28 protein-coding genes and 1 pseudogene are annotated in these 26,271 nt (G+C 73.7%); 19 read left to right on the top strand and 10 right to left on the bottom strand.

The genetic code is table 11. The features are described 5' to 3' along the window. Positions 1-5: 5 nt before the first annotated feature. Together ND486_RS23535 and ND486_RS23530 are read left to right on the top strand one after the other, a co-directional pair. Positions 6-974, top strand: a complete 969-nt coding sequence (locus ND486_RS23535; RefSeq protein ID WP_251786688.1) for an alpha-ketoacid dehydrogenase subunit beta — start codon at positions 6-8, stop codon at positions 972-974. Continuing rightward, the gene (locus tag ND486_RS23530) at positions 971-2,353 is read left to right on the top strand and encodes a dihydrolipoamide acetyltransferase family protein (RefSeq protein ID WP_251786637.1); all 1,383 of its coding nucleotides are present in this window, start codon (positions 971-973) and stop codon (positions 2,351-2,353) included. Before ND486_RS23535 ends, ND486_RS23530 begins: the two co-directional genes overlap by 4 nt. A 27-nt stretch (positions 2,354-2,380) precedes the next feature. Here ND486_RS23530 and ND486_RS23525 read toward each other — a convergent pair whose 3' ends face one another. Both ND486_RS23525 and ND486_RS23520 read right to left on the bottom strand, forming a co-directional pair. Then, the gene (locus ND486_RS23525; RefSeq protein ID WP_251786636.1) at positions 2,381-3,013 is read right to left on the bottom strand and encodes a cupin domain-containing protein; all 633 of its coding nucleotides are present in this window, start codon (positions 3,011-3,013) and stop codon (positions 2,381-2,383) included. A 115-nt stretch (positions 3,014-3,128) separates the two neighbouring features. After that, a complete protein-coding gene (locus ND486_RS23520) occupies positions 3,129-3,881 on the bottom strand; it encodes an SGNH/GDSL hydrolase family protein (RefSeq protein WP_251786635.1) in 753 nt (250 codons plus the stop codon). A 187-nt stretch (positions 3,882-4,068) separates the two neighbouring features. On the opposite strand from ND486_RS23520, the gene ND486_RS23515 reads away from it, so the two are divergent. After that, the gene (locus ND486_RS23515; protein WP_251786634.1) at positions 4,069-4,344 is read left to right on the top strand and encodes an ACT domain-containing protein; all 276 of its coding nucleotides are present in this window, start codon (positions 4,069-4,071) and stop codon (positions 4,342-4,344) included. Between the two features lie 7 nt (positions 4,345-4,351). Here the strand turns inward: ND486_RS23515 and ND486_RS23510 are convergent, their stop codons facing one another. The 4 genes from ND486_RS23510 to ND486_RS23495 are packed head-to-tail and all read right to left on the bottom strand — an operon-like array spanning position 4,352 to position 7,327. Beyond that, positions 4,352-5,320, bottom strand: coding sequence for a pirin family protein (locus tag ND486_RS23510; protein ID WP_251786633.1), 969 nt, complete (start codon positions 5,318-5,320; stop codon positions 4,352-4,354). After that, complete coding sequence (locus tag ND486_RS23505; RefSeq protein WP_179762151.1) at positions 5,317-5,655, bottom strand: GNAT family N-acetyltransferase; 339 nt, start codon at positions 5,653-5,655, stop codon at positions 5,317-5,319. Before ND486_RS23505 ends, ND486_RS23510 begins: the two co-directional genes overlap by 4 nt. Before the next feature lie 12 nt (positions 5,656-5,667). After that, the gene (locus ND486_RS23500; RefSeq protein WP_251786632.1) at positions 5,668-6,156 is read right to left on the bottom strand and encodes a carboxymuconolactone decarboxylase family protein; all 489 of its coding nucleotides are present in this window, start codon (positions 6,154-6,156) and stop codon (positions 5,668-5,670) included. A 16-nt stretch (positions 6,157-6,172) separates the two neighbouring features. Beyond that, positions 6,173-7,327 carry a low temperature requirement protein A gene (locus ND486_RS23495; protein ID WP_251786631.1) on the bottom strand — a complete coding sequence of 385 codons (1,155 nt, stop codon included), beginning with the start codon at positions 7,325-7,327 and terminating at the stop codon, positions 6,173-6,175. Between the two features lie 53 nt (positions 7,328-7,380). Here ND486_RS23495 and ND486_RS30080 point away from each other — a divergent pair. Then, positions 7,381-8,025: pseudogene (locus ND486_RS30080) on the top strand (low temperature requirement protein A); the annotation flags it as partial. A 79-nt stretch (positions 8,026-8,104) separates the two neighbouring features. Further along, on the top strand, positions 8,105-8,557 hold the full coding sequence (locus ND486_RS23490) for a low temperature requirement protein A (protein WP_251786630.1): 453 nt from the start codon (positions 8,105-8,107) through the stop codon (positions 8,555-8,557). Here the strand turns inward: ND486_RS23490 and ND486_RS23485 are convergent. Next, positions 8,554-9,921 carry a mycothione reductase gene (locus ND486_RS23485; RefSeq protein ID WP_251786629.1) on the bottom strand — a complete coding sequence of 456 codons (1,368 nt, stop codon included), beginning with the start codon at positions 9,919-9,921 and terminating at the stop codon, positions 8,554-8,556. The genes ND486_RS23490 and ND486_RS23485 overlap by 4 nt on opposite strands. Positions 9,922-10,056: 135 nt before the next feature. Here ND486_RS23485 and ND486_RS23480 point away from each other — a divergent pair, with 135 nt between their 5' ends. Continuing rightward, positions 10,057-10,491, top strand: a complete 435-nt coding sequence (locus ND486_RS23480; RefSeq protein WP_251786628.1) for an STAS domain-containing protein — start codon at positions 10,057-10,059, stop codon at positions 10,489-10,491. 9 nt (positions 10,492-10,500) lie between these two features. Here the strand turns inward: ND486_RS23480 and ND486_RS23475 are convergent, their stop codons facing one another. Continuing rightward, a complete protein-coding gene (locus ND486_RS23475; RefSeq protein ID WP_251786627.1) occupies positions 10,501-11,460 on the bottom strand; it encodes a LysR family transcriptional regulator in 960 nt (319 codons plus the stop codon). Positions 11,461-11,547: 87 nt separating this feature from the next. On the opposite strand from ND486_RS23475, the gene ND486_RS23470 reads away from it, so the two are divergent. The 7 genes from ND486_RS23470 to ND486_RS23440 all read left to right on the top strand — a co-directional run bounded on the left by ND486_RS23470 (position 11,548) and on the right by ND486_RS23440 (position 19,390). Next, entirely contained in the window at positions 11,548-12,267 is a 720-nt protein-coding gene (locus ND486_RS23470) for a succinate dehydrogenase cytochrome b subunit (protein WP_178372991.1), read from the top strand. A gap of 4 nt (positions 12,268-12,271) precedes the next feature. Continuing rightward, positions 12,272-14,248 (top strand): fumarate reductase/succinate dehydrogenase flavoprotein subunit, encoded by a 1,977-nt coding sequence (locus ND486_RS23465; RefSeq protein ID WP_251786626.1) that lies wholly within the window; start codon positions 12,272-12,274, stop codon positions 14,246-14,248. Between the two features lie 14 nt (positions 14,249-14,262). Then, positions 14,263-15,012: a succinate dehydrogenase/fumarate reductase iron-sulfur subunit gene (locus tag ND486_RS23460; RefSeq protein ID WP_208820962.1), complete on the top strand. Its 750-nt coding sequence runs from the start codon at positions 14,263-14,265 to the stop codon at positions 15,010-15,012. A gap of 74 nt (positions 15,013-15,086) precedes the next feature. Continuing rightward, entirely contained in the window at positions 15,087-15,743 is a 657-nt protein-coding gene (locus ND486_RS23455) for an alpha-ketoglutarate-dependent dioxygenase AlkB (protein WP_251786625.1), read from the top strand. Positions 15,744-15,915: 172 nt separating this feature from the next. Then, positions 15,916-16,716, top strand: a complete 801-nt coding sequence (locus ND486_RS23450; protein WP_251786624.1) for a hypothetical protein — start codon at positions 15,916-15,918, stop codon at positions 16,714-16,716. An 8-nt stretch (positions 16,717-16,724) separates the two neighbouring features. Further along, positions 16,725-18,632, top strand: coding sequence for a fumarate reductase/succinate dehydrogenase flavoprotein subunit (locus ND486_RS23445; protein WP_224402406.1), 1,908 nt, complete (start codon positions 16,725-16,727; stop codon positions 18,630-18,632). Then, on the top strand, positions 18,629-19,390 hold the full coding sequence (locus tag ND486_RS23440; RefSeq protein WP_224401794.1) for a succinate dehydrogenase/fumarate reductase iron-sulfur subunit: 762 nt from the start codon (positions 18,629-18,631) through the stop codon (positions 19,388-19,390). Before ND486_RS23445 ends, ND486_RS23440 begins: the two co-directional genes overlap by 4 nt. An 80-nt stretch (positions 19,391-19,470) precedes the next feature. On the opposite strand, the gene ND486_RS23435 is transcribed toward ND486_RS23440, so the two are convergent. Beyond that, positions 19,471-19,755 carry a hypothetical protein gene (locus tag ND486_RS23435; protein ID WP_251786623.1) on the bottom strand — a complete coding sequence of 95 codons (285 nt, stop codon included), beginning with the start codon at positions 19,753-19,755 and terminating at the stop codon, positions 19,471-19,473. 68 nt (positions 19,756-19,823) lie between these two features. On the opposite strand from ND486_RS23435, the gene ND486_RS23430 reads away from it, so the two are divergent. The 4 genes from ND486_RS23430 to ND486_RS23415 all read left to right on the top strand — a co-directional run bounded on the left by ND486_RS23430 (position 19,824) and on the right by ND486_RS23415 (position 22,541). Beyond that, entirely contained in the window at positions 19,824-20,492 is a 669-nt protein-coding gene (locus ND486_RS23430; protein WP_251786622.1) for an alpha/beta fold hydrolase, read from the top strand. Between the two features lie 20 nt (positions 20,493-20,512). Beyond that, positions 20,513-20,842, top strand: a complete 330-nt coding sequence (locus tag ND486_RS23425) for a hypothetical protein (RefSeq protein ID WP_073577418.1) — start codon at positions 20,513-20,515, stop codon at positions 20,840-20,842. An 83-nt stretch (positions 20,843-20,925) separates the two neighbouring features. Beyond that, positions 20,926-21,753 (top strand): CoA ester lyase, encoded by an 828-nt coding sequence (locus ND486_RS23420; protein WP_251786621.1) that lies wholly within the window; start codon positions 20,926-20,928, stop codon positions 21,751-21,753. A 77-nt stretch (positions 21,754-21,830) separates the two neighbouring features. Then, positions 21,831-22,541, top strand: a complete 711-nt coding sequence (locus ND486_RS23415; protein WP_251786620.1) for an SDR family oxidoreductase — start codon at positions 21,831-21,833, stop codon at positions 22,539-22,541. 14 nt (positions 22,542-22,555) lie between these two features. Here the strand turns inward: ND486_RS23415 and ND486_RS23410 are convergent, their stop codons facing one another. Then, positions 22,556-23,464, bottom strand: coding sequence for a LysR family transcriptional regulator (locus tag ND486_RS23410; RefSeq protein ID WP_251786619.1), 909 nt, complete (start codon positions 23,462-23,464; stop codon positions 22,556-22,558). Positions 23,465-23,513: 49 nt separating this feature from the next. Here ND486_RS23410 and ND486_RS23405 point away from each other — a divergent pair, with 49 nt between their 5' ends. Next, entirely contained in the window at positions 23,514-25,526 is a 2,013-nt protein-coding gene (locus tag ND486_RS23405; protein ID WP_251786618.1) for a prolyl oligopeptidase family serine peptidase, read from the top strand. Further along, the gene (locus tag ND486_RS23400; RefSeq protein WP_251786617.1) at positions 25,523-26,263 is read left to right on the top strand and encodes an AAA family ATPase; all 741 of its coding nucleotides are present in this window, start codon (positions 25,523-25,525) and stop codon (positions 26,261-26,263) included. The genes ND486_RS23405 and ND486_RS23400 overlap by 4 nt, the downstream gene beginning before the upstream one ends. Positions 26,264-26,271 lie beyond the last annotated feature (8 nt).

The raw sequence follows: 26,271 nt of genomic DNA, 5'->3' as shown, positions 1-26,271 counted from the left end.
TCACCATGGCGCAGTCGATCACCACGGCGCTGCGCGAGGCGATGGCCGCCGACCCGACCGTCGTCGTGTTCGGGGAGGACGTCGGTCCGCTCGGCGGGGTCTTCCGGGTCACCGACGGGATCGCCGCCGAGTTCGGCGAGCACCGCTGCTTCGACACCCCGCTCGCCGAGTCCGGCATCGTCGGCACGGCGGTGGGGATGGCGATGAACGGGCTGCGGCCCGTCGTCGAGATGCAGTTCGACGCGTTCGCGTATCCGGCGTTCGAGCAGATCGCGAGCCACGTCGCGAAGTTCGGCAACCGCACCTCGGGCCGGATGCGGCTGCCGATGGTCATCCGGGTGCCCTACGCCGGCGGGATCGGCGGCGTCGAGCACCACTGCGACTCCTCCGAGGCGTACTACGCCCACACCGCCGGGCTGACCGTGCTCGCCCCGGCCACGAACGCCGACGCCCACGGCCTGCTCCGCGCGGCGATCGCGTACCCGGACCCGGTGGTCTTCCTGGAGCCGAAGCGGCACTACTTCACCAAGGAGGAGGTGGACACGACCGTCCCGGTGCCGCCGATCGGGCGGGCCGTCGTCCGCCGCCCCGGGGTCGACGCGACGCTCATCGCCTACGGCCCGACGGTGCCGGTCGCGCTCGCCGCCGCCGAGGAGGCCGCCCGCGAGGGCCGTGACCTGGGCGTGGTCGACCTGCGGTCGATCGTCCCGTTCGACGACGAGACCGTCTGCGCGCAGGTCCGCCGGACCGGGCGGGCGGTCGTCGTCGCGGAGGCCCCGGGTTTCGCCTCGGTCGCCTCCGAGATCGCCGCCCGGGTCTCCGAGCGGTGCTTCCACCACCTCGAGGCGCCGGTGCGCCGGGTCACCGGGTTCGACGTGCCCTACCCGCCGCCGAAGCTGGAGCAGCACCACCTGCCCGGGGTGGACCGGGTGCTCGACGCCGTCGACTCGCTCGGCTGGGAGGACGCGGCGTGAGTGCCCAGGTGTTCACCCTGCCCGACCTGGGGGAGGGACTGACCGAGGCCGAGCTGGTCCGCTGGCTCGTGGCCGACGGGGACACCGTCGGCGTCGACCAGCCCGTGGCCGAGGTGGAGACGGCGAAGGCCGTGGTCGAGGTGCCGTCGCCGTACGCGGGCACGGTGCTGACCCGGCACGGCGCGGAGGGCGAGACCCTGCGGGTCGGGGAGCCGCTGGTGTCGGTCGGGGACGCCGAGGAAGCCGGGTCGGGCAACGTCCTGATCGGGTACGGCACGTCCGGCGGGCACGAGGGGGCCCGCCGGCGCCGCCGGGCCGCGATGCGTGCCGCCACGCCCGCGGCTCCGCCCGAGCCCGAGCAGGCGCCCGCGCCCGCGGCTCCGCCCGAGCCCGAGCAGGCTGCCGCGCCCGCGGTCGTGGCGGCGTCCGTTGCCGAGCGCGCGCCGGGGGAGCGCCGGCCGGTGCAGTCCCCGGTGGTGCGGCGGCTCGCCCGCGACCACGGCATCGACCTCGCGACCGTCGAGGGGACCGGCCCCGGCGGCATGGTGCTGCGCCACGACGTGGCGCTCGCCGCCGCCCGCGCGGCGGAGAGCGCCGCCGCGCCGCCCGCCGCCGAGCCGCCTGCTGCTGCACCGTCCGCTCCGACGACCGGCACCGCACCGGGCCGCGACCCCCGCACCGGGCTCGCGGTGCGGGGGATCGTGCCGCTGCGCGGGGTCCGCCGCGCCGTCGCCGAGACCCTGACCCGCAGCCGCGCCGAGATCCCCGAGGCCACGACCTGGGTCGACGTCGACGCCACCGACCTGCTCGCCCTGCGCCCGCAGCTCACCGGCGCCGACGGCCGCCCGGTCGGGCTGCTCGCGATCCTGGCCCGGTTCGTCGTCGCCGGTCTCGCGCGGTTCCCCGAGCTCAACGCCCGGGTCGACACGCAGGCGGGGGAGATCGTGCACCTCGACGGGGTGCACCTCGGTATCGCCGCGCAGACCGACCGTGGCCTGGTCGTCCCGTCGGTGGCCGACGCCCATCGCCTCGGGATGCGCGGCCTCGACACCGAGATCCGCCGGCTCACCGCAGCCGCCCGGGACGGCTCGGTCACCGCCGCGGAGCTGACCCGCGGCTCGTTCACCCTGAACAACTACGGGGTGCTCGGCGTCGACGGCAGCGCCGCGATCATCAACCATCCCGAGGTCGCGATGATGGGCGTCGGACGGGTGTTGCCGCGGCCGTGGGTCGTCGACGGCGCGGTCGTCCCGCGGTCGATCACCCAGCTGTCACTGGTGTTCGACCACCGGGTCTGCGACGGCGGCACCGCGGGCGGCTTCCTCCGCTTCGTCGCCGACGCCGTCGAGTCGCCGCTGTCCGCGCTCGCCGACCTCTGATGGGTCGTGTCTGAGCCCGCCCGGTGCTCAGCGGCGGCGGGTGATCACCACCGGCTCGATCCGCTGGGGCACCTGCGCGAACGCCGACTCGGGCACCCCGAACGACGCGGCCAGCACGTCCCGGGGGATCGCGTTGAGGCTGCCGACGATGCCGATGTCGTCGTCCGGCTCGGCGGTCGAGGTGTTGAAGACGATGAGCACGTCGAGCGGCTCGGTCGTCGACGCGTTCTCGAAGTAGTGGAACAGGCCCGTCGGCGCGAACACGAGATCACCGCGTTCCGCGGTGAAGACGTCGTTGTGGTACTCGCCGTCGGGGTGGGTGCCGAGGATGGTCCACTTCGCGGTGCCGGAGACGATGTAGTTCAGCTCCCACGCGGTCGGGTGCCAGTGCGGCTCCCGGATCCCGCCGGGGTCGAGGTGGGCCAGGTACACCGACCCCTGCTGGCCGGCGAGCACCGGGAAGTTCTGCTCGTTCGCCCCGCGCAGCCATCCGCCGTCGAAGTTGTTGGGCTCGGTCGCCGCGAGGTGGAACAGGTGGCCGGGCTGCCCGGTCCGCGGCGGCGTCGGAGCACCCGCCCCGGCGGTCCCGCCCGTCGCGGCCAGTCCCGCCATCCCCGCGACACCCGCGCCCAGGGCCCGTCGCCTGCTGATCCCTGTCATGGTCTGCTCCTTCCACCGAAATCGTTGCCAGTCGCAACGGTATGGCGGACGGTGATCCATCGGGGTGATCACTTTCAGCGGCTTCCGTGATGGCGCAGTCACAGATCGGCGCAGCTCAGCGTGCCGGGACGACCGTCCAGGCCGGGGCCTTCGCCGGACGGCCGTCCCCGGAGGACCGTCCTCGGAGGCGTCGTCCGACCCAGGGCAGGACGTGGGCGCGGTAGTAGGCGAGTCCCGCGGCCGGCCCGGTCGGCGAGGTCGCGGCGACGGTCGTCGCGGGCGTCGCGCCGCGCACCCCGAGTGCCTCCAGCACCAGCCCGGCGGCGCGCAGGTGCCCGGGCGTGCCCAGGTGCAGGCGGTCGTCCGACCAGTAGCCCGGCCTGCGGATCTCGGCGTCGCCGAACACGTCGACGAAGGTGAGCCCGTGTGCGGCGGCGAGCGTGCGCACCGTCGCCGACAGCTCGGCGCCGCGGCGGTGGACGACCCGTCCCAGCGGGAGCCGGTCCGACGGGTCGGCGCCGCTGAGGAGCACCAGCCGGACCCCCGCCGCCGCGCAGCGGTCGACGGCGCGGGCGGTCAGCGCGGCGAGCCCGGCGACGTCGGTGCGGGGCCGCAGCATGTCGTTCCCGCCACCGTTGAGCGTGATCAGCGTCGGTGCGGGGTCCAGCGCCAGCGCGGCGTCCAGCTGTGGCCCGACGACGTCGGCCAGCAGCCGGCCCCGTACGGCCAGGTTCGCGTAGTGCACCGGTTCGCCGGAGGCGCCGGCCAGCCCGGCGGCGACCCGGTCGGCCCAGCCGCGGGGGATGCCCGCCGCGTCCTCGTCGCCCACGCCCTCGGTGAAGCTGTCCCCGATCGCCACGTACCGCACGGGGTCAGCATCCGCGTCGCGGCCGCCACGGTTCGGCCCGGGGGTGGTGACGGCTGTTACCCTCGGCTCGTGCGCGGTCGGATCATTACCCGGCGCGCCGGCTGAAGCCAGGGAGCCGGCGCGTGGCACGTCGTGCCCGCCGGACCTGGCCGGATCCTGACGTTCGCCCTCGAACACCGGAGATCCGATGAACGCCCCCACCGCCGAGCGCACCCGTCCCGGAAGCGATCCCGCCGAGCACGGTCACGTCGTCTCGCTGCTGCTGACCGACGCCGACGACGGCCTGTACAAGGTCCTCACCACGCTGCGGTCGCGCCGCTGGAGGGTCCGCTCGCTGCGGGTCGACATGTCCGGCGAGATCGGCAGGGTCGACCTCGTCGTCACCCGCGACGGCCGGGACGCCGACCTGCTCCTCGAGCAGCTGCGCCGGGTCGTGCCGGTGGTGCGCGCCGACCTGGGCTGATCCGGGGCTACCCCCGAGGGGTCAACCGCGCGTTCGGCAGCTCCGGCGCCGGCAACGTCGACTCCCAGACGTCCGGGAACACCCCGAAGCGCCCGCCGTCCCGCCCCCCGGCGGCACGCTCGTCCTGCCACTGCTCCCGGAAGGCCGCGATCTCGTCGTGGGTGGAACCGACGAAGTTCCACCACATCACGATCTGCTCGCCCAACGGCTCCCCGCCGAGCAGCACCAGGCGCGCGCCGTCGTCGCCGGCGTGCAGGTCCAGGGTCGTACGGCCCGGCGGGAGGTACACGAGCTCGGCCGACGCGGCCGCCGTCCCGCACACCCGCGCCGCGCCGGTGTCGACCAGCACGCCGTGCTCGAACCCGGCGTCGACGTCGAGCGTCACCGCCGCCCCGGCGGGCAGCACGACCTCGGCGCCCAGCAGCGGGGTGAACGTCTCCACCGGCGACGACGACCCGGCCAGCGACCCGAGGAACACCCGCAGCGCGGCGTCCCCGGCCCGCACCCGGGGCGGCGCGTAGTGCTCGAAGCGGGGTGCGGTGTCCCGGTGCGCGGCGGGCAGCGCCAGCCACAGCTGCACCCCGTGCAGCACCTCGGTACCGGGTGTGGAGAACTCCGAGTGTGCGATGCCGGACCCCGCGGTCATCAGGTTCAGCTCGCCCGGGCGCACGACCGCGTGCGCGCCGGTGGTGTCGCGGTGCTCGACCTCCCCGGTGAACAGCCACGACACCGTCGCCAGCCCGGTGTGCGGATGCCCCGGCACGGCCATCCCGCCGGTGTCGGCGACCCGGTCCGGGCCGTAGTGGTCCAGGAAGCACCACGCCCCGATCAGCGACCGGGTGCGACGGGGCAGCGTGCGGCGCACCGTCATCGCACGCGGCCCGCCCAACGGCACGTCGCGCGGGGTCACCAGCTCCGCGGCGGCGGTGTCGCCCCCGCAGACGACCTCCTCCGGCACGGTCTCGACGTTGCTCACCGCGCCCTCCGCCGGACGGTGGCGACGGCGTCGGGCGTCACCAGGTCGAGGATGTCGGCGTAGCCCTGGTGGGTCGACACCCAGCGCCGCACGTACGGGCAGACCGGCACGATCCGCTTCCCGGCGGCGCGGGTGTCGTCCAGCGCGAAGCGGACCAGGGTGCTCGCGAGCCCGCGCCCGGACAGCTCCGGGTCGACCTCGGTGTGGTGGAAGATCCGCTGCTCGTGGTCGTCGACGTACTCGGCCCGGCCGACCACGGTGCCGTCGAGCAGGATCTCGTAGCGGTGGTGGCCCGTGTCGTGGGTGACCACGGTGTCGTCGGTGTCGCCGGACATGTGCTCAGCCTCTCAGGACGCCCGGCGGCGCACCACGCGGCCGTCGGTGTCGCGCTCGGGGACGGGGTGCGCCGACAGGATCGAGACCCGGTTGAACGCGTTGATCGTGATCGCCGCCCAGACCAGCACCGACACCTCGTCGTCGGTGAGGTCACCGCGGACGGCGGCGTAGGCGTCGTCGTCGAGGTGGGTCCCGGCGGTCCGGGTGACGGCCTCGGCGAGACCGAGTGCGGCGCGCTCGCGGTCGCCGTAGAGGGCGCTGTCGCGCCAGGCCGGGAGCAGCGCCATCTGCTGCGGGGTCAGCCCGGCCGCGAGCCCCGACCGCCAGTGCGTGTCCAGGCAGGTCTCGCAGCCGTTGATCTGTGAGACCCGCAGGTTCACCAGCTCCAGCAGGTCCCGGTCCACCCCGGCCGCGGCGGCGCGCTCGCGCACGACCGCGACGACGTCGGTCATCGCCCGGAACACCTCGGGGGTCTGCTTGTCGATCCACACCCGGCCCATGTCACCTCCGAACCCGTCACGCGGCGACGGTGTTCCGGGCGGGTGCTGTCTCGACGGTCACGACCACCGCCACCATCACCACCGCGGCGACGACCGGGGTGAACGGCGCGAACGCCGACAGCCCCAGCAGCCCCGCCAGCACGACGACGGCGGCGCTGCGCCCGGCGGTGAGCGTGGGGCGCAGCGCGAGCGCCCACACCCCGAGGACGAACAGCGCGACCGGCACGGTCAGCGTCGCCCCGGCCGCGGCGGCGGACAGCCCGGTCGCGGTGGTGTCGACGTCGACGGCCACCTCGATGCCCGCCGAGAACGCCCCGGCCGCGGCGAAGACGAGGTAGTGGCCGTAGCCGTGCACCAGCGCCCGCGGCATGGCCCGCAGGTGCTCGTGCTGGTCGCGGGCGAAGTAGACCCACCACATGCCCGCGGCCAGCACGAGCCCGCACGCCGAGAGCAGCAGCAGCGGGCCGAGGTGCTCGGCAGAGGACAGCGCGTCGACCACGGCCGTCGTCGACGCGAGGACCGACTCGCCCAGCAGGATCAGGGTGAACAGGCTGTAGCGCTCGGCGATGTGGTGCGGGTGCCACGGCGTCGTCCGCGCCCGCTCGGCGACCACCGGGACCGCCAGCTCGGCCAGCGCCAGCACGACGAACCCCACCGGGTGCGGATCGACCAGCACCCAGGCGATCCACAGCAGCTGGACGACGACGATGCCGCCCGCGTAGCGCAGCGCCGTGACCCGCAGCTCCGGGTGCGAGCGGGCCGCCCGCAGCCACTGCGTGACCATCGCCAGGCGCATCACCACGTAGCCCGCGACGAGCACGCCGTAGCCCTCGCCGGCCATCGCCGACGGGGTCCCCGCGGCCAGCACCAGCGCCCCCGCCATCTGCACCAGGGTGGTGACGCGGTAGAGCCAGTCGTCGACGTCGAAGGCCGAGGCGAACCAGGTGAAGTTCATCCAGGCCCACCAGATGCCGAAGAACACCAGCAGGTACGACCCGACCCCGGCACCGATGTGCCCGCCGGACTCGGAGTGGTGCAGCGCGGCCGACGACAGCGACACCGCCACCACGAACACCAGGTCGAAGAACAGCTCCAGCGGACTGGCCGCCCGGTGGGGCTCGTCCGGGTCGCGGGGGCGCATCGCGCGCAGACCGAGGTTCACACCGGCCATCGTTGCGCGCCGCACTACCCTTCGGCTGCGCCGACACGGGGAAGGACCCACCGATGACCACACCGGACACCACACCGGACACCCGGCCACGGGTGCTGCGCCGGGCGGGCGACTCCGAGGTCGCCCCGATCGAGCTGTTCTTCGACCTCGTCTACGTGTTCGCGATCGTCCAGGTCTCGCACACGCTGCTGTACCACCTGACTCCGGTCGGGGCGCTGGAGACGGCGGTCCTGTTCGCCGCGGTCTGGTGGCTGTGGAACTACTCGGCCTGGGCGATGAACTACCTGGACCCGGCCCGGCCGTCGGTCCGGATGCTCAACGCCGGGCTGATGCTCGCGGCACTCGGGATGGCCCTGGCGCTGCCGGGCGCGTTCGGCGACTCGGGCCTGCTGTTCGCGCTGTGCTTCGCCGCCGCCCAGATCGGCCGCCCGCTGTTCCTCGTCGTGACCGTGCGCGGGCACGTCATGGCCCGCAACTACCGCAACCTGCTGGTGTGGAGCACGGCCGCGTCGGTGCTGATGGTCCTCGGCGCGTTCCTCCCGCCGGTGGCGCGGCTCGTGGTCTGGGCCGTCGCCGTCGCCGTCGACATGGCGGGCCCGCGGTTCGAGTTCCGGGTGCCGGGGCTCGGCCGCACCCCGATGGAGGAGTGGCCGACCGACGTGGAGCACCTCGCCGAGCGCAACCGGCTGGTGTTCATCATCGCGCTCGGCGAGTCGATCCTGATCATGGGTTTCACGCTGTCGGAGATGGAGGTCGTGACCCCCTCCCTACGCGGTGGTGATCACCCTGCTCGGGTTCGCCGGACTGGTCGCGCTGTGGTGGTCCTACTTCGCGCTCGCCGGACACGGCACCCGGGCGGCCTCCGGCGACGGGTCGACCCGCGCGGCGCGGGCCGCGTTCGCCTACGCACACGGCCTGATGGTGGCCGGCGCGGTGCTGTTCGCGGTCGCGATCGACCTGCACCTCACACACCCGGAGAACACCCCGGCCCTGGTGCTGACCTCGGTCGGCGGTCCGCTGCTCTACCTCGTGGGCAACAAGCTCTACCTGCAGGGCCGCACCGGGACGGTCGGGCGGTCGCGCTACGTCGCCGCGGCCGTGCTGGTCGTGGCCGCGGCGGTCGCGCTCGTCGCCGGGCACGCGCTGCCCGCGATCGTGATCGGCCTGGTCGTGCTCGCCGTGGTGGTCGGGCTGGCCGTGGTCACCGAGCTGACCGAGCGGCGCGCCTAGTCCTCCTCGACGGCGTCGCGCAGCGCGTTCTCCAGCACCTCGGTCAGGGCGGGGTGGATCCAGTACTGGACGTCGGCGAGCCGCTGCGCGGTCACGCCCAGCGCCATCGCCTGCACCAGCTGCTGGACCATCGTCGACGCCTGCGGGCCGAGCAGGTGCGCCCCCAGCAGCGTGCCGTCGGGGGCGACGAGGACCTTGCAGAACCCGCGCTGCTCCTCCAGCGCCCAGCCGAAGGCGACGTCGGCGTACTCGTGGAACCCGACCCGGAACTCCAGGCCCTCCTCGCGGCACTGCTGCTCGGTGCGCCCCACGGAGCCGATCTGCGGGGTGGTGAACACCGCGGCCGGCACGAACCCGTGGTCGACCTCGCGCAGGTCGTCGGGGTGGGCGAGGTTGTGCCCGACGACCTCGGCCTCGTGGTTCGCGACGTGCTTGAGCGGGTGCGGGGTCGAGACGTCACCCAGCGCCCACACCCCGTCGGCGGTGGTGCGGCCGTAGGCGTCGACGACGACGCGGCCGGCGTCGTCGGTGTCGACCCCGGCGTGGTCCGGGTCGAGCCGGTCGGAGTTCGGACGGCGCCCGGCCGCGACGAGCAGCCGGTCGGCCCGGACCTCGGTGCCGTCGTCGAGGTGCAGCCGCACGTCGCCCTCGCCGCCGGTGACCTTCTCCACCGTCCGGCCGGTGTGGACGGTGAAGCGCTCGCGGGCGGCGTCGGTGAACCGCTTCACGACGGTCTCGTCCATCCCTCCGAGCAGGGTGTCGGCGCTCTCGACGATCGTGACCTCGCAGCCCAGCCCGCCGAACACGTGCGCGAACTCGGCCGCGATGTAGCCGCCGCCGATGATCGCCAGGTGCTCGGGCAGCTCGTCGATCCGCATGATCGTGTCCGAGGTGTGGAACGGGACGCCCGAGTCCGCGACCGGTGGCGGGACGACCGGCCGTCCCCCGACGGCGAGCACGATCCGGTCCGCGGTGAACTCCGCGGTGCCGCCGTCGGCCAGATCCACCGTCATCGCGCGCGGCCCGGTGAAGCGGGCCGTGCCGTCGTAGACGGTGCCGTGGGCACGGCGGTGGTCGCGGCCCTCGTCGCCGATCGGGTCGAGCCGGGCGAAGACCCGGTCGCGGATGTCGCTCCAGCGGATCCGGTCGATCCGGGCGTCCACGCCGTAGGACGACGCCGCCCGCACGGTCTCGGCGACCTCGGCGGTGTAGGCGAGCATCTTGGTCGGGATGCAGCCGACGTTCAGGCAGGTCCCGCCGAACCGGGTCGCCTCGACGTGGGCGACGTCGAGACCGTCGAAGCGGTCGTCGACGATCATGTTCCCGGATCCGGTGCCGACGATTGCGAGATCGTGATGGGCCACCCGCCGAGCGTAGGAAGACCGGCGGCGTCCCGCGCGTCGACGGGGCGTCGACACCGCCGCCATCGGGCGATCAGCGTGCGGTACTGGCACTCTGGCCCCGGCGGTGGCGCGGCGCCCCGCGGGAGGCGGCCGGTGATGACCGATCCGACGGAGGGCCCGGGAGGAGTGCCCGGCCTGTCCGCCGCGACCGCGGAGGGCGGCGGCCTGGCCCTGGAGGCGGTGCCGCACCCGTCGGGGCCGGTGGCGCTGCACGCCGTCGGCGACGTCGACGTCGCGACCGCGCCGTTCCTGGCCGAGCAGGTGGGCGCCTGGTTCGCCGCGGCCCCGCGGATCGTGCTGGACCTGTCCGCGGTCGGCTTCCTCGGCTCGGCCGGGATCGCGGCGCTGCTGGACTGCCACCGCGACGCCGCCGCGGCCGGGGTCGTGCTGGAGCTGTACTGCGGCGCGGCGCGCCAGGTCCGCCGGGTCCTGCAGGTGACCGGCACGTGCGAGCACCTGCGGGTGCTCGACCCGCACCCGCCGCCGGAGAGCCCCGGGGGTCACGCCCCGCTGTTCCCGGTGCCCGACTGACCCCGGCCCTCAGCCGAGCAGCTCCCGGCCGGTCCGGTGCCGGTGCAGCACCTGGACGTCGGTCGTGCCCTCCCGCAGCGACGCCGAGGTGTCGGACATGTGCTCCAGCAGCGTGTCCGCGAAGGCGATGACGGCCGGGGTGGGGGCGATGTCGGCCCGTCGCGCCAGCGCCACCGTGCGGTGGATCGCCGGGTTGAGCACCGTGCGCCGCAGCCGCGGCCGCCCGATGAACGTCAGGTCCGGCACCACCGCCACCCCGGTGCCGGCCTCGACCATGCGCAGCACCGCGTCCATCTGACCGCCCTCGACGGCGATCCGCGGCGTGACCCCGGCGACGGCGTAGGCCCGCAGGGTCACCTCCCGCAGGTCGTAGCCCCGGCGCACCATCACCAGGTCGTGCCGGGCGAGCTCGGACACCGTCATCGACCCGCGCGGGGTCAGCGGCCTGCGCGCCCGCGGCGAGGCGACCGAGAGCCGTTCGCGCAGCAGGGGAGCGGTGTGCAGGGTCGGGTCCACACCGTCGGGGGGCACGATCACCAGCGCGACGTCCAGCTCCCCCTGCACCAGCGCCGCCTCCAGCGGCTGCGAGCCGTCCTCGGCGAGCTCGACGGCGATCTCGGGGTGCCGGGCGTGGAAGACCCGCAGCACGTCGGACAGCACGCCGATGCACAGCGACGGCGTCGCCCCGACCCGTACCCGGCCGCTGCGCAGGCCGACCATCTCGGCCACCGTCGTGCGGACCATGTCGGAATCGGCGAGCATCCTGCGTGCCAGTGGCAGCACCGCCTCACCGGCCGGGGTCAGCGTGACGGCCGACCCGCGGTTGATCAGCGGGGAGCCCAGCTCGTCCTCCAGCGCCCGCAGCGCGCGGCTCAGGGTCGGCTGGGCGACACCCACCTGGTCGGCCGCCCGAGTGAAGCTGCGCACGTTCGCCACGGCGACGAAGTACATGAGCTGCTGAAGTGTCACGTGCATAGCTTACGGCTATGAGCGGAGACCGTTTCATGCATTGGACTGCCTTACCCGTTGGTATGTCCACTGGAGGACGTGGTCACGATGTCCGAGAAGTCCCGGGCCGGCGGCGGAGCCAAGCCCGCCGCACCCCGGCGCCCGCGCACGCCCAGTGCGCTGTTGAAGTTCGTGATGGCGGTGAGCGGCGTCGTGCTGCTCGGCTACGTCACGCTGCACATGATCGGGAACCTGAAGATCTTCTTCGGCCCCGAGGCGATCGATCACTACGCGGCCTGGCTGCGCACCATCCTGGAGCCGGCGCTGCCCTACTCGGGCATGCTCTGGATCGTCCGCGTGGTGCTGGTCGTCGCGGTGGTCGCCCACATCTGGTCGGCGACGATGCTCGCCCTGCGTGCGCGCAGGGCCCGCCCGATCAAGTACGCGGGTGGCTCCTACCAGGTCAAGGGCAGCTACGCGGCCCGCACCATGCGCTGGGGCGGCGTGATCATCGCGCTGTTCGTGATCTACCACCTGCTCGACCTCACCGCGGGCACGCTGAACCCGAACGGCGTGCACCTCGCGGTGGCCGACAACCTCGCGGCCGACTTCACCCTCGCCCGCTGGTACGTCACCCTGTTCTACGTCCTCGCGGTGGTCGCGCTGGGCTTCCACGTCCAGCACGGCATCTTCTCGGGCATCCAGACGCTCGGGTGGTCGTCGAACAGCCGTGAGCGCACCATCAAGGTGGTGTCGACGGTCTTCGCCGCCGTGCTGACCCTCGGCTTCATCTCGGTGCCCCTCGCCGTCACGTTCGGAGTGGTCTGATCCCATGACTGACAGCACTGACGCCTCGTCCCACCACGTGGCCTACGCCGACTACGCGACCGGTGAGCCGGTCGTCGACAAGGCGGTCCCCTCGGGCGCCATCGAGACCCGCTGGGAGCGCCGTCGTTTCGGCGTCAAGCTGGTCAACCCGGCGAACAAGCGCTCGAAGAAGATCATCGTCGTGGGCTCCGGCCTGGCCGGCGGCTCCGCGAGCGCCACGCTCGGCGAGGCCGGCTACCACGTCAAGACGTTCTGCTACCAGGACAGCCCGCGGCGCGCGCACTCGATCGCCGCGCAGGGCGGCATCAACGCGGCGAAGAACTACCGCAACGACGGCGACAGCGTCTACCGGCTGTTCTACGACACCGTGAAGGGCGGCGACTTCCGTGCGCGGGAGTCCAACGTCCACCGGCTCGCCGAGATCTCCCGCCAGATCATCGACCAGTGCGTCGCGCAGGGCGTCCCGTTCGCCCGCGACTACGCCGGTCTGCTCGACAACCGCTCGTTCGGCGGCGTGCAGGTCTCCCGCACCTTCTACGCCCGCGGCCAGACCGGCCAGCAGCTGCTGATCGGCGCCTACCAGGCGCTGGAGCGCCAGGTGAAGGCCGGCACCGTCGAGATGTACGCCCGGCACGAGATGCTGGAGCTGATCGTCGTCGAGGGGCGCGCCCGCGGCATCGTCGCGCGCGACATGGTCTCCGGCGAGATCGAGGTGCACACCGCCGACGCGGTCGTGCTCGCCTCCGGCGGCTACGGCAACGTCTTCTACCTGTCGACGAACGCCAAGGGCTGCAACGTGACCGCCTCCTGGCGGGCGCACCGCAAGGGCGCGCTGTTCGCGAACCCCTGCTTCACCCAGATCCACCCGACCTGCATCCCGGTCTCCGGCGACCACCAGTCGAAGCTGACCCTGATGTCGGAGTCGCTGCGCAACGACGGCCGCGTCTGGGTCCCGAAGAAGCTCGGCGACGACCGCGGGCCGAACGAGATTCCGCACGAGGAGCGCGACTACTTCCTCGAGCGCAAGTACCCGGCGTTCGGCAACCTGGTGCCCCGCGACATCGCGTCCCGGGCCGCCAAGGAGGTCTGCGACGAGAAGCGCGGCGTCGGACCGTCGGGCCTGGGCGTGTACCTGGACTTCGACGACGCCATCCAGCGGCTCGGCCGCAAGGCCGTCGAGAACAAGTACGGCAACCTGTTCGAGATGTACGAGCGGATCACGGGTGAGAACCCGTACGAGGTCCCGATGCGGATCTTCCCCGCCGTGCACTACACGATGGGTGGCCTCTGGGTCGACTACGACCTGCAGTCGACCGTCCCGGGTCTCTACGTGGCGGGCGAGGCCAACTTCTCCGACCACGGCGCGAACCGGCTCGGTGCGTCCGCGCTGATGCAGGGCCTGGCCGACGGCTACTTCGTCCTCCCGGTCACGATCGGCGACTACCTGGCCAAGAACGAGCTCGACGCCGTCCCGGACGACGCGCCCGAGGTCGTCGAGGCCGTGCAGTCGGTCACCGACCGGATCGACCAGTTCCTGTCGATCAACGGCACCCGCACGGTGGACTCGTTCCACCGCGAGCTGGGCCAGATCATGTGGGACTACTGCGGGATGGAGCGCACCGAGGAGGGTCTGCGCAAGGCGCTGGACCGCATCCCCGAGCTCCGTCGCGAGTTCTGGAACAACGTCAAGGTGCCGGGTACCGGCGCGGAGCTCAACCAGAGCCTGGAGAAGGCCGGCCGGGTGGCCGACTTCCTCGAGCTCGGCGAGCTCATGTGTCTCGACGCGCTCGTGCGTCGCGAGTCCTGCGGCGGTCACTTCCGCGGGGAGAGCCAGACCGAGGACGGCGAGGCGCAGCGCGACGACGAGAACTTCTCCTTCACCTCGGCCTGGGAGTACACCGGCCGCGGGCAGGCTCCGGTCCTGCACAAGGAGGAGCTCACGTTCGAGTACGTGCACCCGACCCAGCGCAGCTACAAGTAAGAGGACCGACGGACATGAAGCTCAACCTGAAGGTCTGGCGCCAGCGCGACGCGGTCGACAAGGGGCGCCTGGTCACCTACACCGTCGACGCCGACGAGGACATGTCGTTCCTCGAGATGCTCGACGTGCTCAACGAGAAGCTGATCCTCTCCGGCGACGAGCCGGTCGCGTTCGACCACGACTGCCGCGAGGGCATCTGCGGCTCGTGCAGCATGGTCATCGACGGCCGGCCGCACGGCCCGCAGCGGGCGACCACCACCTGCCAGCTGCACATGCGGCACTACTCCGACGGCGACACGATCGTCATCGAGCCGTTCCGCTCGGGCTCGTTCCCGGTCATCAAGGACCTCGTCGTCGACCGCGCCGCGTTCGACAAGATGATCCAGGCCGGCGGCTACGTCTCGGTGAACACCGGGTCGGCGCCGGAGGCCAACTCCAACGCCGTGCCGAAGGTCGCCGCGGACCGCTCGTTCGCCGCGGCGAACTGCATCGGCTGCGGTGCCTGCGTCGCGGCCTGCCCGAACGGGTCGGCGTCGCTGTTCCTGGGCGCCAAGCTGACCCACCTGGGTGAGCTGCCGCAGGGCCAGCCGGAGCGCTACGAGCGCGTCGTCAGCATGGTGGAGGAGCACGAGGCCGCCGGGTTCGGCGGCTGCACCAACACCGGTGCCTGCGCCACCGCCTGCCCGAAGGAGATCCCGCTCGACGTGATCTCCCAGCTGAACCGCGACTACCTCGCGGCCACGGTGGGCGGCCGGAAGAAGTAGGACACACCGTCGCGACGGCCCGGCCACCCCTTCCGCGGGGTGCCCGGGCCGTCGTGCGTCGTGGGGGAGGGGTCGTGGACGGACTGTTCGGACGGGAGCGGCGTGCGCTCGGGCCCGGCGCGGTGCACGTCCCGGACTGGCTCGACCTCCCCGGGCAGCGCAGGCTGGCCGACGCCTGCCGGGAGTGGGTCCGCGACGGCCCCGGTCTGCGCACGGTGACGTTCCCCGGCGGTGGCGTGATGTCGGTCCGCAGCGTCTGCCTGGGATGGCACTGGCTGCCCTACCGCTACTCGCGCACCCGCGACGACCAGGACGGCGGTGCCGTCCCACCGGTCCCGTCGTGGCTGGCCGACCTCGGCCGGGCCGCGCTGGCCGCGACCGGCCACCCGGACGCGCAGGCGTACCGGCCGGACGTCGCGGTGGTCAACTTCTACGACGGCGACGCCCGCATGGGCCTGCACCAGGACCGCGAGGAACGCTCGCCCGCCCCGGTGGTGTCGCTGTCGGTCGGGCGGGCGTGCCTGTTCCGGCTCGGCTCCGCCGGGCACCGCGGGCGGCCGTGGACCGACGTCGAGCTGTACTCCGGTGACCTCGTCGTGTTCGGCGGGGCGAGCCGGCTGGCGTTCCACGGGGTGCCCCGGCTGCTCGACGACCCCGGACCGCCCGGTACCGGCCTGCGGTCCGGGCGGCTGAACGTCACGCTGCGCGAATCGGGTCTCGACGGCCCGTGACGTGTGAGCCACGTCTCGATGCGACGCCCAATCACCGTCCCGACGTAGATCACATGTGATCTGGGTCGTACTCTCTGGCGACCACCGCACCGTGTGTGCGGCGGGTGTTCACGAGGACACGACGTCGTGTCAGGTCTCTTCGGCGTCGTCGAGACGACAGGAGCTCCCGTACGTGTCATCCACCACTGACGCGTCCACCGGCCGGGCCACCATCGCCGCGCGCACGCTGCGCACGGACCGATGGTGGCTTCCCCCGCTGGCCACCTTCGTGGCGTTCGTCGCCTGGGTCGCCTACGCGACCGTGCGGGCGTTCATGCAGAACTACTACTTCGTCCCCGAGTACGGCTATCTGACGCCGTTCTACTCGCCGTGCGTCTCGACGGGCTGCGTCGAGGAGGCGTCGCACTTCGGCCGGTTCCTGCCCGACGTCTGGTGGCTGCCCTACGCGGCGGTCTCCCTGCCGTTCCTGCTGCTGTTCCGGCTGACCTGCTACTACTACCGCAAGGCCTACTACCGGGCGTTCTGGCTCTCCCCGCCGGCCTGCGCGGTGGCCGAGCCGCACCGCCGCTACACCGGTGAGACGCGCTTCCCGCTGATCCTGCAGAACGCGCACCGCTACTTCTTCTACATCGCCGGGATCATCACGCTGATCAACGCCTACGACGCGGTGCTGGCCTTCGCCAAGCCCGGCGGCGGGTTCGGCCTGGGGCTGGGCAACATCATCCTGGTCGTGAACGTGGTGCTGCTGTTCGGCTACACGCTCTCGTGCCACTCGTGCCGCAGCGCCGTCGGCGGGCGGCTCAACCACTTCTCGAAGCACCCGGTCCGCTACAAGCTCTGGACCCAGGTCTCGAAGCTGAACACGCGGCACAACCAGTTCGCGTGGGCGACGCTGGTGAGCCTCGCCGTCACCGACTTCTACGTCATGGCCGTCTCCGCCGGCTGGATCAGCGACCTGCGGATCGTGGGGTGAGCACCGAGATGGACGAACAGATCGAGCGGCACGACTACGACGTCGTCGTCATCGGGGCCGGCGGTGCCGGCCTGCGGGCGGCGATCGAGGCGCGGCTGCAGGGCAAGCGGACGGCGATCATCTCCAAGTCGCTGTTCGGCAAGGCGCACACCGTGATGGCCGAGGGCGGCTGTGCGGCGTCGATGGGCAACGCCAACCCGAACGACAACTGGCAGGTCCACTACCGCGACACCATGCGCGGCGGGAAGTTCCTCAACAACTGGCGGATGGCCGAGCTGCACGCCAAGGAGGCCCCGGACCGGGTCTGGGAGCTGGAGACCTACGGTGCGCTGTTCGACCGCACCACGGACGGCAAGATCAGCCAGCGCAACTTCGGCGGGCACACCTACCCGCGGCTGGCGCACGTCGGCGACCGGACCGGCCTGGAGCTGATCCGCACCCTGCAGCAGAAGGTCGTCTCGCTGCAGCAGGAGGACCTCGCCGAGACCGGCGATGCCGAGTCCCGCATCCGGGTCTTCCACGAGTGCACGATCACCGAGCTGTTCACCACCGACGGCGCGATCTCGGGCTGCTTCGGCTACTTCCGCGGCGACGGCCGGTTCGTGCGTTTCGACGCCCCGGCGATCGTGCTCGCCACCGGCGGGGTCGGGAAGAGCTACTCGGTCACGTCGAACTCCTGGGAGTACACCGGCGACGGTCACGCGCTGGCCCTGCGCGCCGGCGCGACGCTGATCAACATGGAGTTCCTGCAGTTCCACCCGACGGGCATGGTGTGGCCGCCCTCGGTGCGGGGCCTGCTGGTCACCGAGTCGGTCCGCGGCGACGGCGGCGTGCTGCGCAACACCGACGGCAAGCGGTTCATGTTCGAGTACGTGCCGGACGTGTTCAAGGAGCAGTACGCGACCTCCGAGGAGGAGGGCGACCGCTGGTACACCGACCCGGACAACAACCGGCGCCCGCCGGAGCTGCTGCCCCGCGACGAGGTGGCCCGGGCGATCAACTCCGAGGTGAAGGCCGGCCGGGGCACCGAGCACGGTGGGGTGTTCCTCGACGTGTCCACCCGGCTCAAGCCCGAGGAGATCCTCAAGCGGCTGCCGTCGATGCACCACCAGTTCAAGGAGCTGGCCGACGTCGACATCACCAAGGAGCCGATGGAGGTCGGCCCGACCTGCCACTACGTGATGGGCGGGGTGGAGGTCGAGCCGGACACCGCGATGTCGAAGGTGCCGGGGCTGTTCGCCGCGGGCGAGGTCGCGGGCGGCATGCACGGCTCCAACCGGCTCGGCGGCAACTCGCTGTCGGACCTGCTGGTGTTCGGCCGTCGCGCCGGGCTGCACGCCGCGCAGCACGCCGACGCCGGCCGGCCCGCCGTGGCCGAGTCCGACGTCGCCGCCGCGCTGGAGCGGGCGATGCTGCCGTTCTCCAGCGCGACCGAGGGCGGGGAGAACCCGTTCGTGGTGCAGCAGGAACTGCAGAAGACGATGCACGAGCTCGTCGGGATCATCCGCAAGGGCGACGAGATGGAGCTCGCCCTCAAGAAGCTCGAGGACATCGCGACCCGGACCCGCACCGTCTCGGTCGAGGGGCACCGCCGGTTCAACCCCGGCTGGCACCTGGCCCTGGACCTGCGGAACATGCTGCTGGTCGCGCTGTGCACCGGCAAGGCCGCGCTGGAGCGCCAGGAGTCCCGGGGCGGGCACACCCGCGACGACTTCCCGGTCATGGACTCGGACTGGCGGCACCTGCTGCTGGTGTGCCGGGCGATCGGCGAGGACGACGTCGAGCTGACCCGTCAGGAGCAGCTCCCGATGCGGTCGGACCTGTTCGACCTGTTCGAGATGGACGAGCTGAAGAAGTACTACACCGGAGACGAGCTGGGCGGTCACCGCGCCGACTCCGCGGAGGGGAACCAGTGAGCAGTCACCTGCACCACTTCCGCGTCTGGCGCGGCGACGACACCAAGGGCGAGCTGGTCGACTACCCGGTGGAGGTGAACGAGGGCGAGGTCGTCCTCGACGTCATCCACCGGCTGCAGGCCACCGAGGCCGGCGACCTGGCCGTGCGGTGGAACTGCAAGGCGGGCAAGTGCGGCTCGTGCTCGGCGGAGATCAACGGCCGGCCGCGGCTGATGTGCATGACGCGGATGAACACCTTCGACGACGCGGAGGTCGTCACCGTCACGCCGCTGCGCAGCTTCCCGGTGATCCGCGACCTCGTGACCGACGTGTCGTTCAACTACACCAAGGCCCGCGAGATCCCCAGCTTCACCCCGCCCGAGGGCGTGGCTCCGGGCGAGTACCGGATGGCGCAGGTCGACGTCGAGCGGAGCCAGGAGTTCCGCAAGTGCATCGAGTGCTACCTGTGCCAGAACACCTGCCACGTGGTCCGCGACCACGAGGAGAACAAGGAGGCGTTCGCCGGGCCGCGCTACCTGATGCGGATGGCCGAGCTGGACATGCACCCGCTCGACGCGCACGGCAACCGCGCCGTCGAGGCCCAGGAGGAGCACGGGCTGGGGTTCTGCAACATCACCAAGTGCTGCACCGAGGTGTGCCCCGAGCACATCAAGATCACCGACAACGCGCTCATCCCGCTCAAGGAGCGCGCGGTGGACCGCAAGTACGACCCGCTGGTGTGGCTGGGGGACAAGATCTTCCGGCGCTCCGGGAGCTGAGCGTGCCCGCGCACCCCGGCGGCGGGCGCCGCACCCGCCGCACGGGGTGCGGGGACCGCCCCGGGGGTGCGACGGGTCGCTCAGCGCTCCATCGACCGGCGGATCTCGGCGAGCCGGTCGGCGGCCTTGCGCTCGCGCTCGGCGAACGCGTCCTCCGCCTCCGCGGCGCGCGCGTCGCCGCCCGCGAGCTCCTCGGCGGCCGCCGCGGTGGCGGCGCGGCCCTCGATGCGGTCGCGCACGTAGGAGAACGTGGGGACGCCGTGGTCGGTGTAGTCGGTGACGGGCTCGACCGGGTCGGGGACGGCAGGGTCGGGCACGGCCGGTTCCGGGTCGGGGACGGCGGGCAGGTGGGTCGGGTCGGTCATCGGGCCTCCTCGGTTCCGCCCCCGACGGTAGGCGATGAGAACGCCCCCGGTGGGCGGTCGTCACCGGCATGACGACCTTCGCACTCGTCCCCGGGGCGGGGACCGACACCTGGTACTGGGGTCCGCTGGAACGGGAGCTGACCCGGCGCGGCCACCGCGCGGTGCCGGTCGAGCTGCCCTGCGACGACGACACCGCCGGGCTGGAGACCTACGCCGACGCCATCGTGGCCGCGGTCGGCGGTGCCGACGACCTCGTGGTCGTCGCGCACTCCTTCGGCGGGTTCAGCGCACCGCTGGTGTGCGACCGGATCGCGGTGCGTGGGCTCGTCCTGGTGACGGCGATGGTGCCGCTGCCGGGCGAGTCCGCGGCGCAGTGGGGCGACGCGACCGGCGCCGGGGTGGCGCTCGCCGAGCAGGACGCCCGCGACGGGCGCGACCCCGACGACGTCGTCGGGCTCTTCTACCACGACGTCGAGGAGTCGGTGGCGAACGAGGCACTGCGTCACGAGCGCGACCAGTCCGCGACGCCGTGGACCCAGCCGTGGCCGCGTGCGGCCTGGCCGGACGTGCCGACCCGGTACCTGCTGTGCCGCGAGGACAAGCTGTTCCCGGCCGCGTTCGTCCGGACGATGCTCGCCCGGCGGCTGCGCGGCGTCGTGCCCGAGATGGTCCCCGGCGGGCACCACCCGATGCTGTCGCACCCCGGCGCGCTGGCCGCGGCGGTGCTCGCTCGCTGAGGGCAGGCGATGATGGCGCCGTGGCACGCACGCGGATCCGGGAGCTGGTGGTGGTGCACGACGCGGCCTGCGCGCCGTGCTCGCGGATCGCACGGGAGCTGCCGGGCTGCGTGACCGTCCGGGTCCGTGCGCGGTCCTGCCACGAGCCACGGCTGGCCGAGATCTACCCGAACCTGCCGGCCGCCGTCGCCGGGTGCCGGGCGCCCGCGGTCGGTGTGCTCCGCACCGACGGGCAGGTCCGCTGGTGGACCGGGATGCGCGGGATCGTCGGGCTGGCGCCGGTGCTGCGGCCCGGCGCGCTGCCGGTCGCGGTCCGGCTGCTGCGGGAGGCGGCCGCGGTACGGCGCTGAGGCCGGGCCCCGGTGAGCCGGCCGTCGACGCACCGGAGATCCTGGTCGGACCCGACTCGCCGTCCGACCGGAGGGACCCACCCGTGGACACCGTCGCCCGCCCCCTCGACCACGGGCCGGCCCTGCTGTTCTGCCCCGGCGACCGGCCCGACCGGTTCGCCAAGGCGCTCGCCGCGGCCGACGCCGTCATCCTCGACCTGGAGGACGCCGTCGGCCCGGACGACAAGGACGGCGCTCGGGACGCCGTCGTCGCCGCGCTGGCGGAGCTGGACCGCACCCGGGTGGTCGTGCGGGTCAACGCGCCCGGCGCCCCCGCCCACGACGGCGACGTCGCCGCGCTGGCCGCCCACCCCGACCTCACCCTGATGCTGCCGATGGCGACGAGCGCCGCCGCGGTGGAGGCGCTGGCCCCGCACCCGGTGATCGCGCTGTGCGAGACCGCGCACGGGGTGCTGGAGGCGCCGTCGATCGCCCGGGCGTCGAACTGCGCGGGCCTGATGTGGGGCAGCGAGGACCTGCTCGCCGACCTGGGCGGGCGCACCGGGCGCGCGGCCGGCGGCGGCTACGGACCGGCCCTCGCCGAGGCCCGCACCCGGATCCTCTACGCCGCCCGCGCCGCGGGCCGGGCCCCGGTCGACACGGTGCTCACCGACATCGCCGACACCGACACCCTGCTCGTCGACTCCGTCGACGCGGCGAACGCGGGGTTCGCGGCGAAGGTGTGCATCCACCCGTCGCAGGTGGAGGTCGTCCGCCGCGGGTTCCGGCCCGGTGAGGCCGAGACCGAGCACGCCCGCGCCCTGCTCGCCGAGGCGGAGCGGCACCCCGGGGTCTTCCGGTTCGGCGGGGAGATGGTCGACGCACCGGTGCTCGCCCGGGCCCGGGCGACGCTACGACTGGCCGAGGCATAGACGGCGTCTATCGCAGCGCTCGGAAGCATCGATCGCCCGACGGGACTGCGCGACGGTCCGGCGGCGCTGTACCGGGCATGGACATCACCACACTGGCCGGACAGGACCTGCTGATCGTCGGCGGCGGCTCGGGCATCGCCCGCGCGCTCGCCGCCGACGCCGTCGCCGAGGGGGCCACGGTCACCCTCGCCGGGCGCGACCCGCAGCGGCTCGCCCCGGTGGCCGCGCAGGTCGGCGCCGCCACCGCCCGGATCGACCTGACCGACGAGGGGAGCATCGCCGCCTTCGCCGCGACCTCGGGGCCGCTGGATCACGTCGTGTCGTTGGCCGCCGCACCGGCGAACGGGCCCGTCGCCGAGCTGGACCGCGACGCCGTCCACACCGCGTTCGACGCGAAGGTCGTCGGCCCGCTGCTGCTGGCCAAGCACCTCGCCCCGCTGGTGCGGGGCTCGTTCCTGCTGTTCTCCGGGGTCGCGGCCTGGCGCCCGGCGCCCGGACGGTCGGTGATGGCGACGACCAACGGCGCGGTCGCGTTCCTCGCCGAGGCGCTGGCCGTCGAGCTCGCCCCGGTGCGGGTCAACGCGCTCTCGCCCGGCATCGTCGACTCCGGCCAGTGGGACCGGCTCGGCGACGGGAAGGACGCCTTCCTCGCCGCCACCGCCGCGGCCAACCCGGCACGGCTCACGGGGACCCCGGCACAGGTCTCCGCGGCGGCCCGGTCGCTGCTCACCAACCCCTTCGTCACCGGCACGACCCTGCACGTCGACGGCGGCGGCCGGCTGGCCTGACCGGCGGCGCAGTTCTAGGGGGTGAGCTGCGCGGCGACGGCGGCGTGCACGGGCACCCCGCGCCGTCGCAGCGCGGCGACGAACGCCGTCACCACCGGGTCCCGGCCCGGCCGGGTCAGCGCGACCACCTCCCGGTCCTGCGCCGGGTCCAGCGCCCGCACCACGCCCGGGGCGCCCGCGGGCAGCGCCGTCACCGGCACCACCGCGACGCCCAGCCCGGCGTCGGCGAGCCGGGCCGCGGTCGTCGCGCTGCGGGTGCGGGTCACCGCGTCGAGGGCGACGCCGTGCCCGGCGGCGAGGGTGTCGAGCCAGCCGGCCAGGCCGTTGCCGGGGTCGTAGTGCACCACGGGCCCGTCGCCGAGCGCGGCGACCGGGACCGGGCCCGGTGTGTCGGCGAGCGGGTGGTGACGGGGGAGCACCGCGACCAGCGGCTCGCGGCCGAGCACCTCGGCGTCGACGCCGTCGCGGCCGGGGCGCGGGGACACCCCCACGTCGGCCGCGCCGTCGGCCACCCGGGCCGCGATCTCGTCGGCGCTGGTCAGCTCGGTGAGCTCCACCCGGGTCCGGGCGGCGGCGCCGGAGGAGGCCCGCAGCACCGGTGCGAGCAGCCCCGCGGTCATCGTCTCCGCGCACGCCACCCGCAGCACCCCGGCGCCGCCGTGGGCGACCGCGCGCCCGGTCGTCAGCACCCGGTCCGCGGCCGCCAGCGCGGCGACGGCGTCGGCGTGCACCGCCCGGCCCGCGACGGTCGGGCGCACCCCGCGCGGCAGCCGCTCCAGCAGCGGGGTCCCCACCTCCCGCTCCAGCTGGGCGAGCTGGTGCGACAGCGCGGGCTGGGACAGGTGCAGCGCGGCGGCGGCAGCGGTGACCGAGCCGTGGTCGAACACGGCCACCAGGCATTCCAGCGCTCGCAGTGTCGGCACGGCGACAACCTACGGGCACGGCGGCCCGGCGATGACTAGCGTGGGCGCCGTGACGATCTCCGGGTACGGGTCGTGGCCGACACCGGTCACGTCCGAAGTGGTGGTGACGGCCGCGGTGCGGCTCGGGGAGGTCCGCCCCGACGGTGCACCCGGCACCGAGGACACCGGCGTGGTCTGGGCCGAGGGCCGCGCCGCGGAGGGCGGCCGGACCCAGCTGGTGCGCCGTACCGGCGGCGACGCCGCGGGCTCGCGCACCGACCTGCTGCCCGAGGGCGCGAACGCCCGCTCGGCGGTCCACGAGTACGGCGGCGGCGCGTGGTGGCTGCACGCCGGCAGCCCCGGCGTCGTCTGGTACGTCGAGTGGGCCGACCAGCGCCTGTACCGGCTCGACCGCGGCGCCGCCCCGGTCGCGCTCACCCCGGAGCCCGCGGTGCCCCGTGGCGACCGCCACGCCGACGGCGACGTCGCCCCCGACGGCACCTGGATGGTCGTGGTCCGCGAGCGCCACCACGCCGCGCACACCCCGGCCGCCGAGGTCGTCAACGAGATCGTGCGGCTCGACGCCCGCGCCCCGTCGGAGCCGGAGGTGCTGGTCGGCGGCCCGGACTTCGTCGCCGCGCCGCGGATCTCCCCGGACGGCGGCACGCTGGCCTGGCTGTCCTGGAACCACCCGTCGATGCCGTGGGACGACGTCGAGCTCACCGTCCGCGACCTGGCGTCCGGGGTGGACACCGTCGTCGCGGGCGGGCCGGGGGAGTCGGTCACCGAGCCGCAGTGGCAGCCCGACGGGTCGCTCACCTTCATCAGCGACCGCACCGGCTGGTGGAACCTCTACCGCTGGCTGCCCGGCCACGACATCGAGGCGCTCGTGCGCATCGACGCCGAGATCGGCGTGCCCGGCTGGGTGCTGGGCGGGTCGCGCTACGCCGTCCTGGAGGACGGCCGCGTCGTGTTCGCCCGCTCCTCGCGGGGCTTCGACGCGCTGGTCGTGCGGGAGGTCGACGGCCGGATCATCGAGCTCGACACCCCGTTCACCGCGATCGGCTCGGTGCGCGCCGACGGGCCCTACGCCGTCGTCTGCGTCGCCGGGTCGCCCACCGCCGAGCCGGGCGTGCACCGCGTCGTGCCCGCCCCGGACGGCGCGGGGGAGCCCGGCGCGGCCGGGGTGCAGACCCTGCGCGCCCCGCGCGACCTCGGCCTGCGCCCGGAGACCGTGTCGGTGCCCGAGCCGATCACGTTCCTGTCCTCGGACGCCGCGGGCAGCCCGCGCACCGGCTACGCGCTGTTCTACCCGCCGCCGGCCGGCCACGACGCCCCCGAGGGCGAGCTGCCGCCGCTGCTCGTCGTCATCCACGGCGGGCCGACCGGCTCCGCGACCCCGGTCCTCTCGGTCGCCGTGCAGTACTGGACCAGCCGCGGGTTCGGCGTCGTCGACGTCGACTACGGCGGCTCCACCGGCTACGGCCGCGCCTACCGCGAGCAGCTGAAGGGCGCCTGGGGGATCGTCGACGTCGCCGACTGCCTCGCCGCGGCCCGCACGCTCGCCGACACCGGCCGCGTCGACCCGGCCCGGATGGCGATCCGCGGCGGCTCCGCGGGCGGGTTCACCACCCTGGCCGCCCTCGCCCGGGACGACACCCCGTTCTCCGCCGGGGCCGACCACTTCGGCGTCGCCGACCTGGCCGCCCTCGCCCGGGACACCCACAAGTTCGAGTCCCGCTACCTCGACGGCCTGGTCGGGCCGTGGCCCGCGGCGGAGGCGGTGTACACCGAGCGCTCCCCGCTCACCCACGTGGGGCGCTTCCGCACCCCGCTGATCGTGCTCCAGGGCGACGAGGACGCCATCGTCCCGCCCAACCAGTCGGAGATGATCGTCGACGCGCTGCGCGAGCGCGGGGTGCCGGTCGCCTACCTGCTGTTCGCCGGGGAGCAGCACGGCTTCCGGCAGGCCGCGAACATCCGCCGGGCCCTCGACGCCGAGCTCGCGTTCTACTCCCGGGTGTTCGGGTTCGCGCTGCCCGCGGAGGAGGGCATCGAGCCGGTGGACATCGAGAACCTGTGAGCGCCGGGCACTTCGTCGCCCGTGTGACCCTCGACCCCGACGCGCCCGCCGACGGCTACCCGTTCGACCTCGGCGTCGTGCGGTGGCTGCGCGCGCACGGCGGCCTCGCGCTCTACCCGGGCGTCACGTTCCTGGTCGGGGAGAACGGGTCCGGCAAGTCCACCCTGCTGGAAGCGCTCGCCGTCGCGCTCGGGCTCAACGCGGAGGGCGGCTCGGCGTCGTTCCGGTTCGCGACCCGGGCCAGCGAGTCCGACCTCGGGACGCACCTGCGGACGGTGCGCCGGCCGGGGCGGGAACGGACCAGCTTCTTCCTGCGCGCGGAGTCGTACTACAACGTGGCGACCGAGGTCGAACGCCTCGACCGGGAGGGCGGCGGCCCGCCGCTGTCGCCGGCGTTCGGGGGCTCGCCGCACGAGCGCAGCCACGGCGAGTCGTTCGTCGCGCTGCTGAGGCACCGGTTCTCCCCGCGCGGGCTGTACCTGCTCGACGAGCCGGAGGCCGCCCTGTCGGTCACCGGGGCGCTGGCGGTGCTCGCCCGGATGACCGACCTGACCGCGCAGGGCAGCCAGTTCGTCGTCGCCACCCACTCGCCGGTGCTGCTCGCGCTGCCCGGGGCGACGATCCTGGAGATCGGCGACGACGGCGCGGTCCGCCGCGTCGGGTACGACGAGGCGCTCCCGGTCGTCCTGACCCGGGGGTTCCTCGCCGACCCCGACGCGTTCCTGCGGCACCTGTAGGGCGACGG

It is taken from the genome of Pseudonocardia sp. DR1-2, assembly GCF_023717215.1.
Lineage (GTDB): Bacteria > Actinomycetota > Actinomycetes > Mycobacteriales > Pseudonocardiaceae > Pseudonocardia > Pseudonocardia alni.
This window is presented reverse-complemented; position numbering and strand designations above follow the sequence as displayed.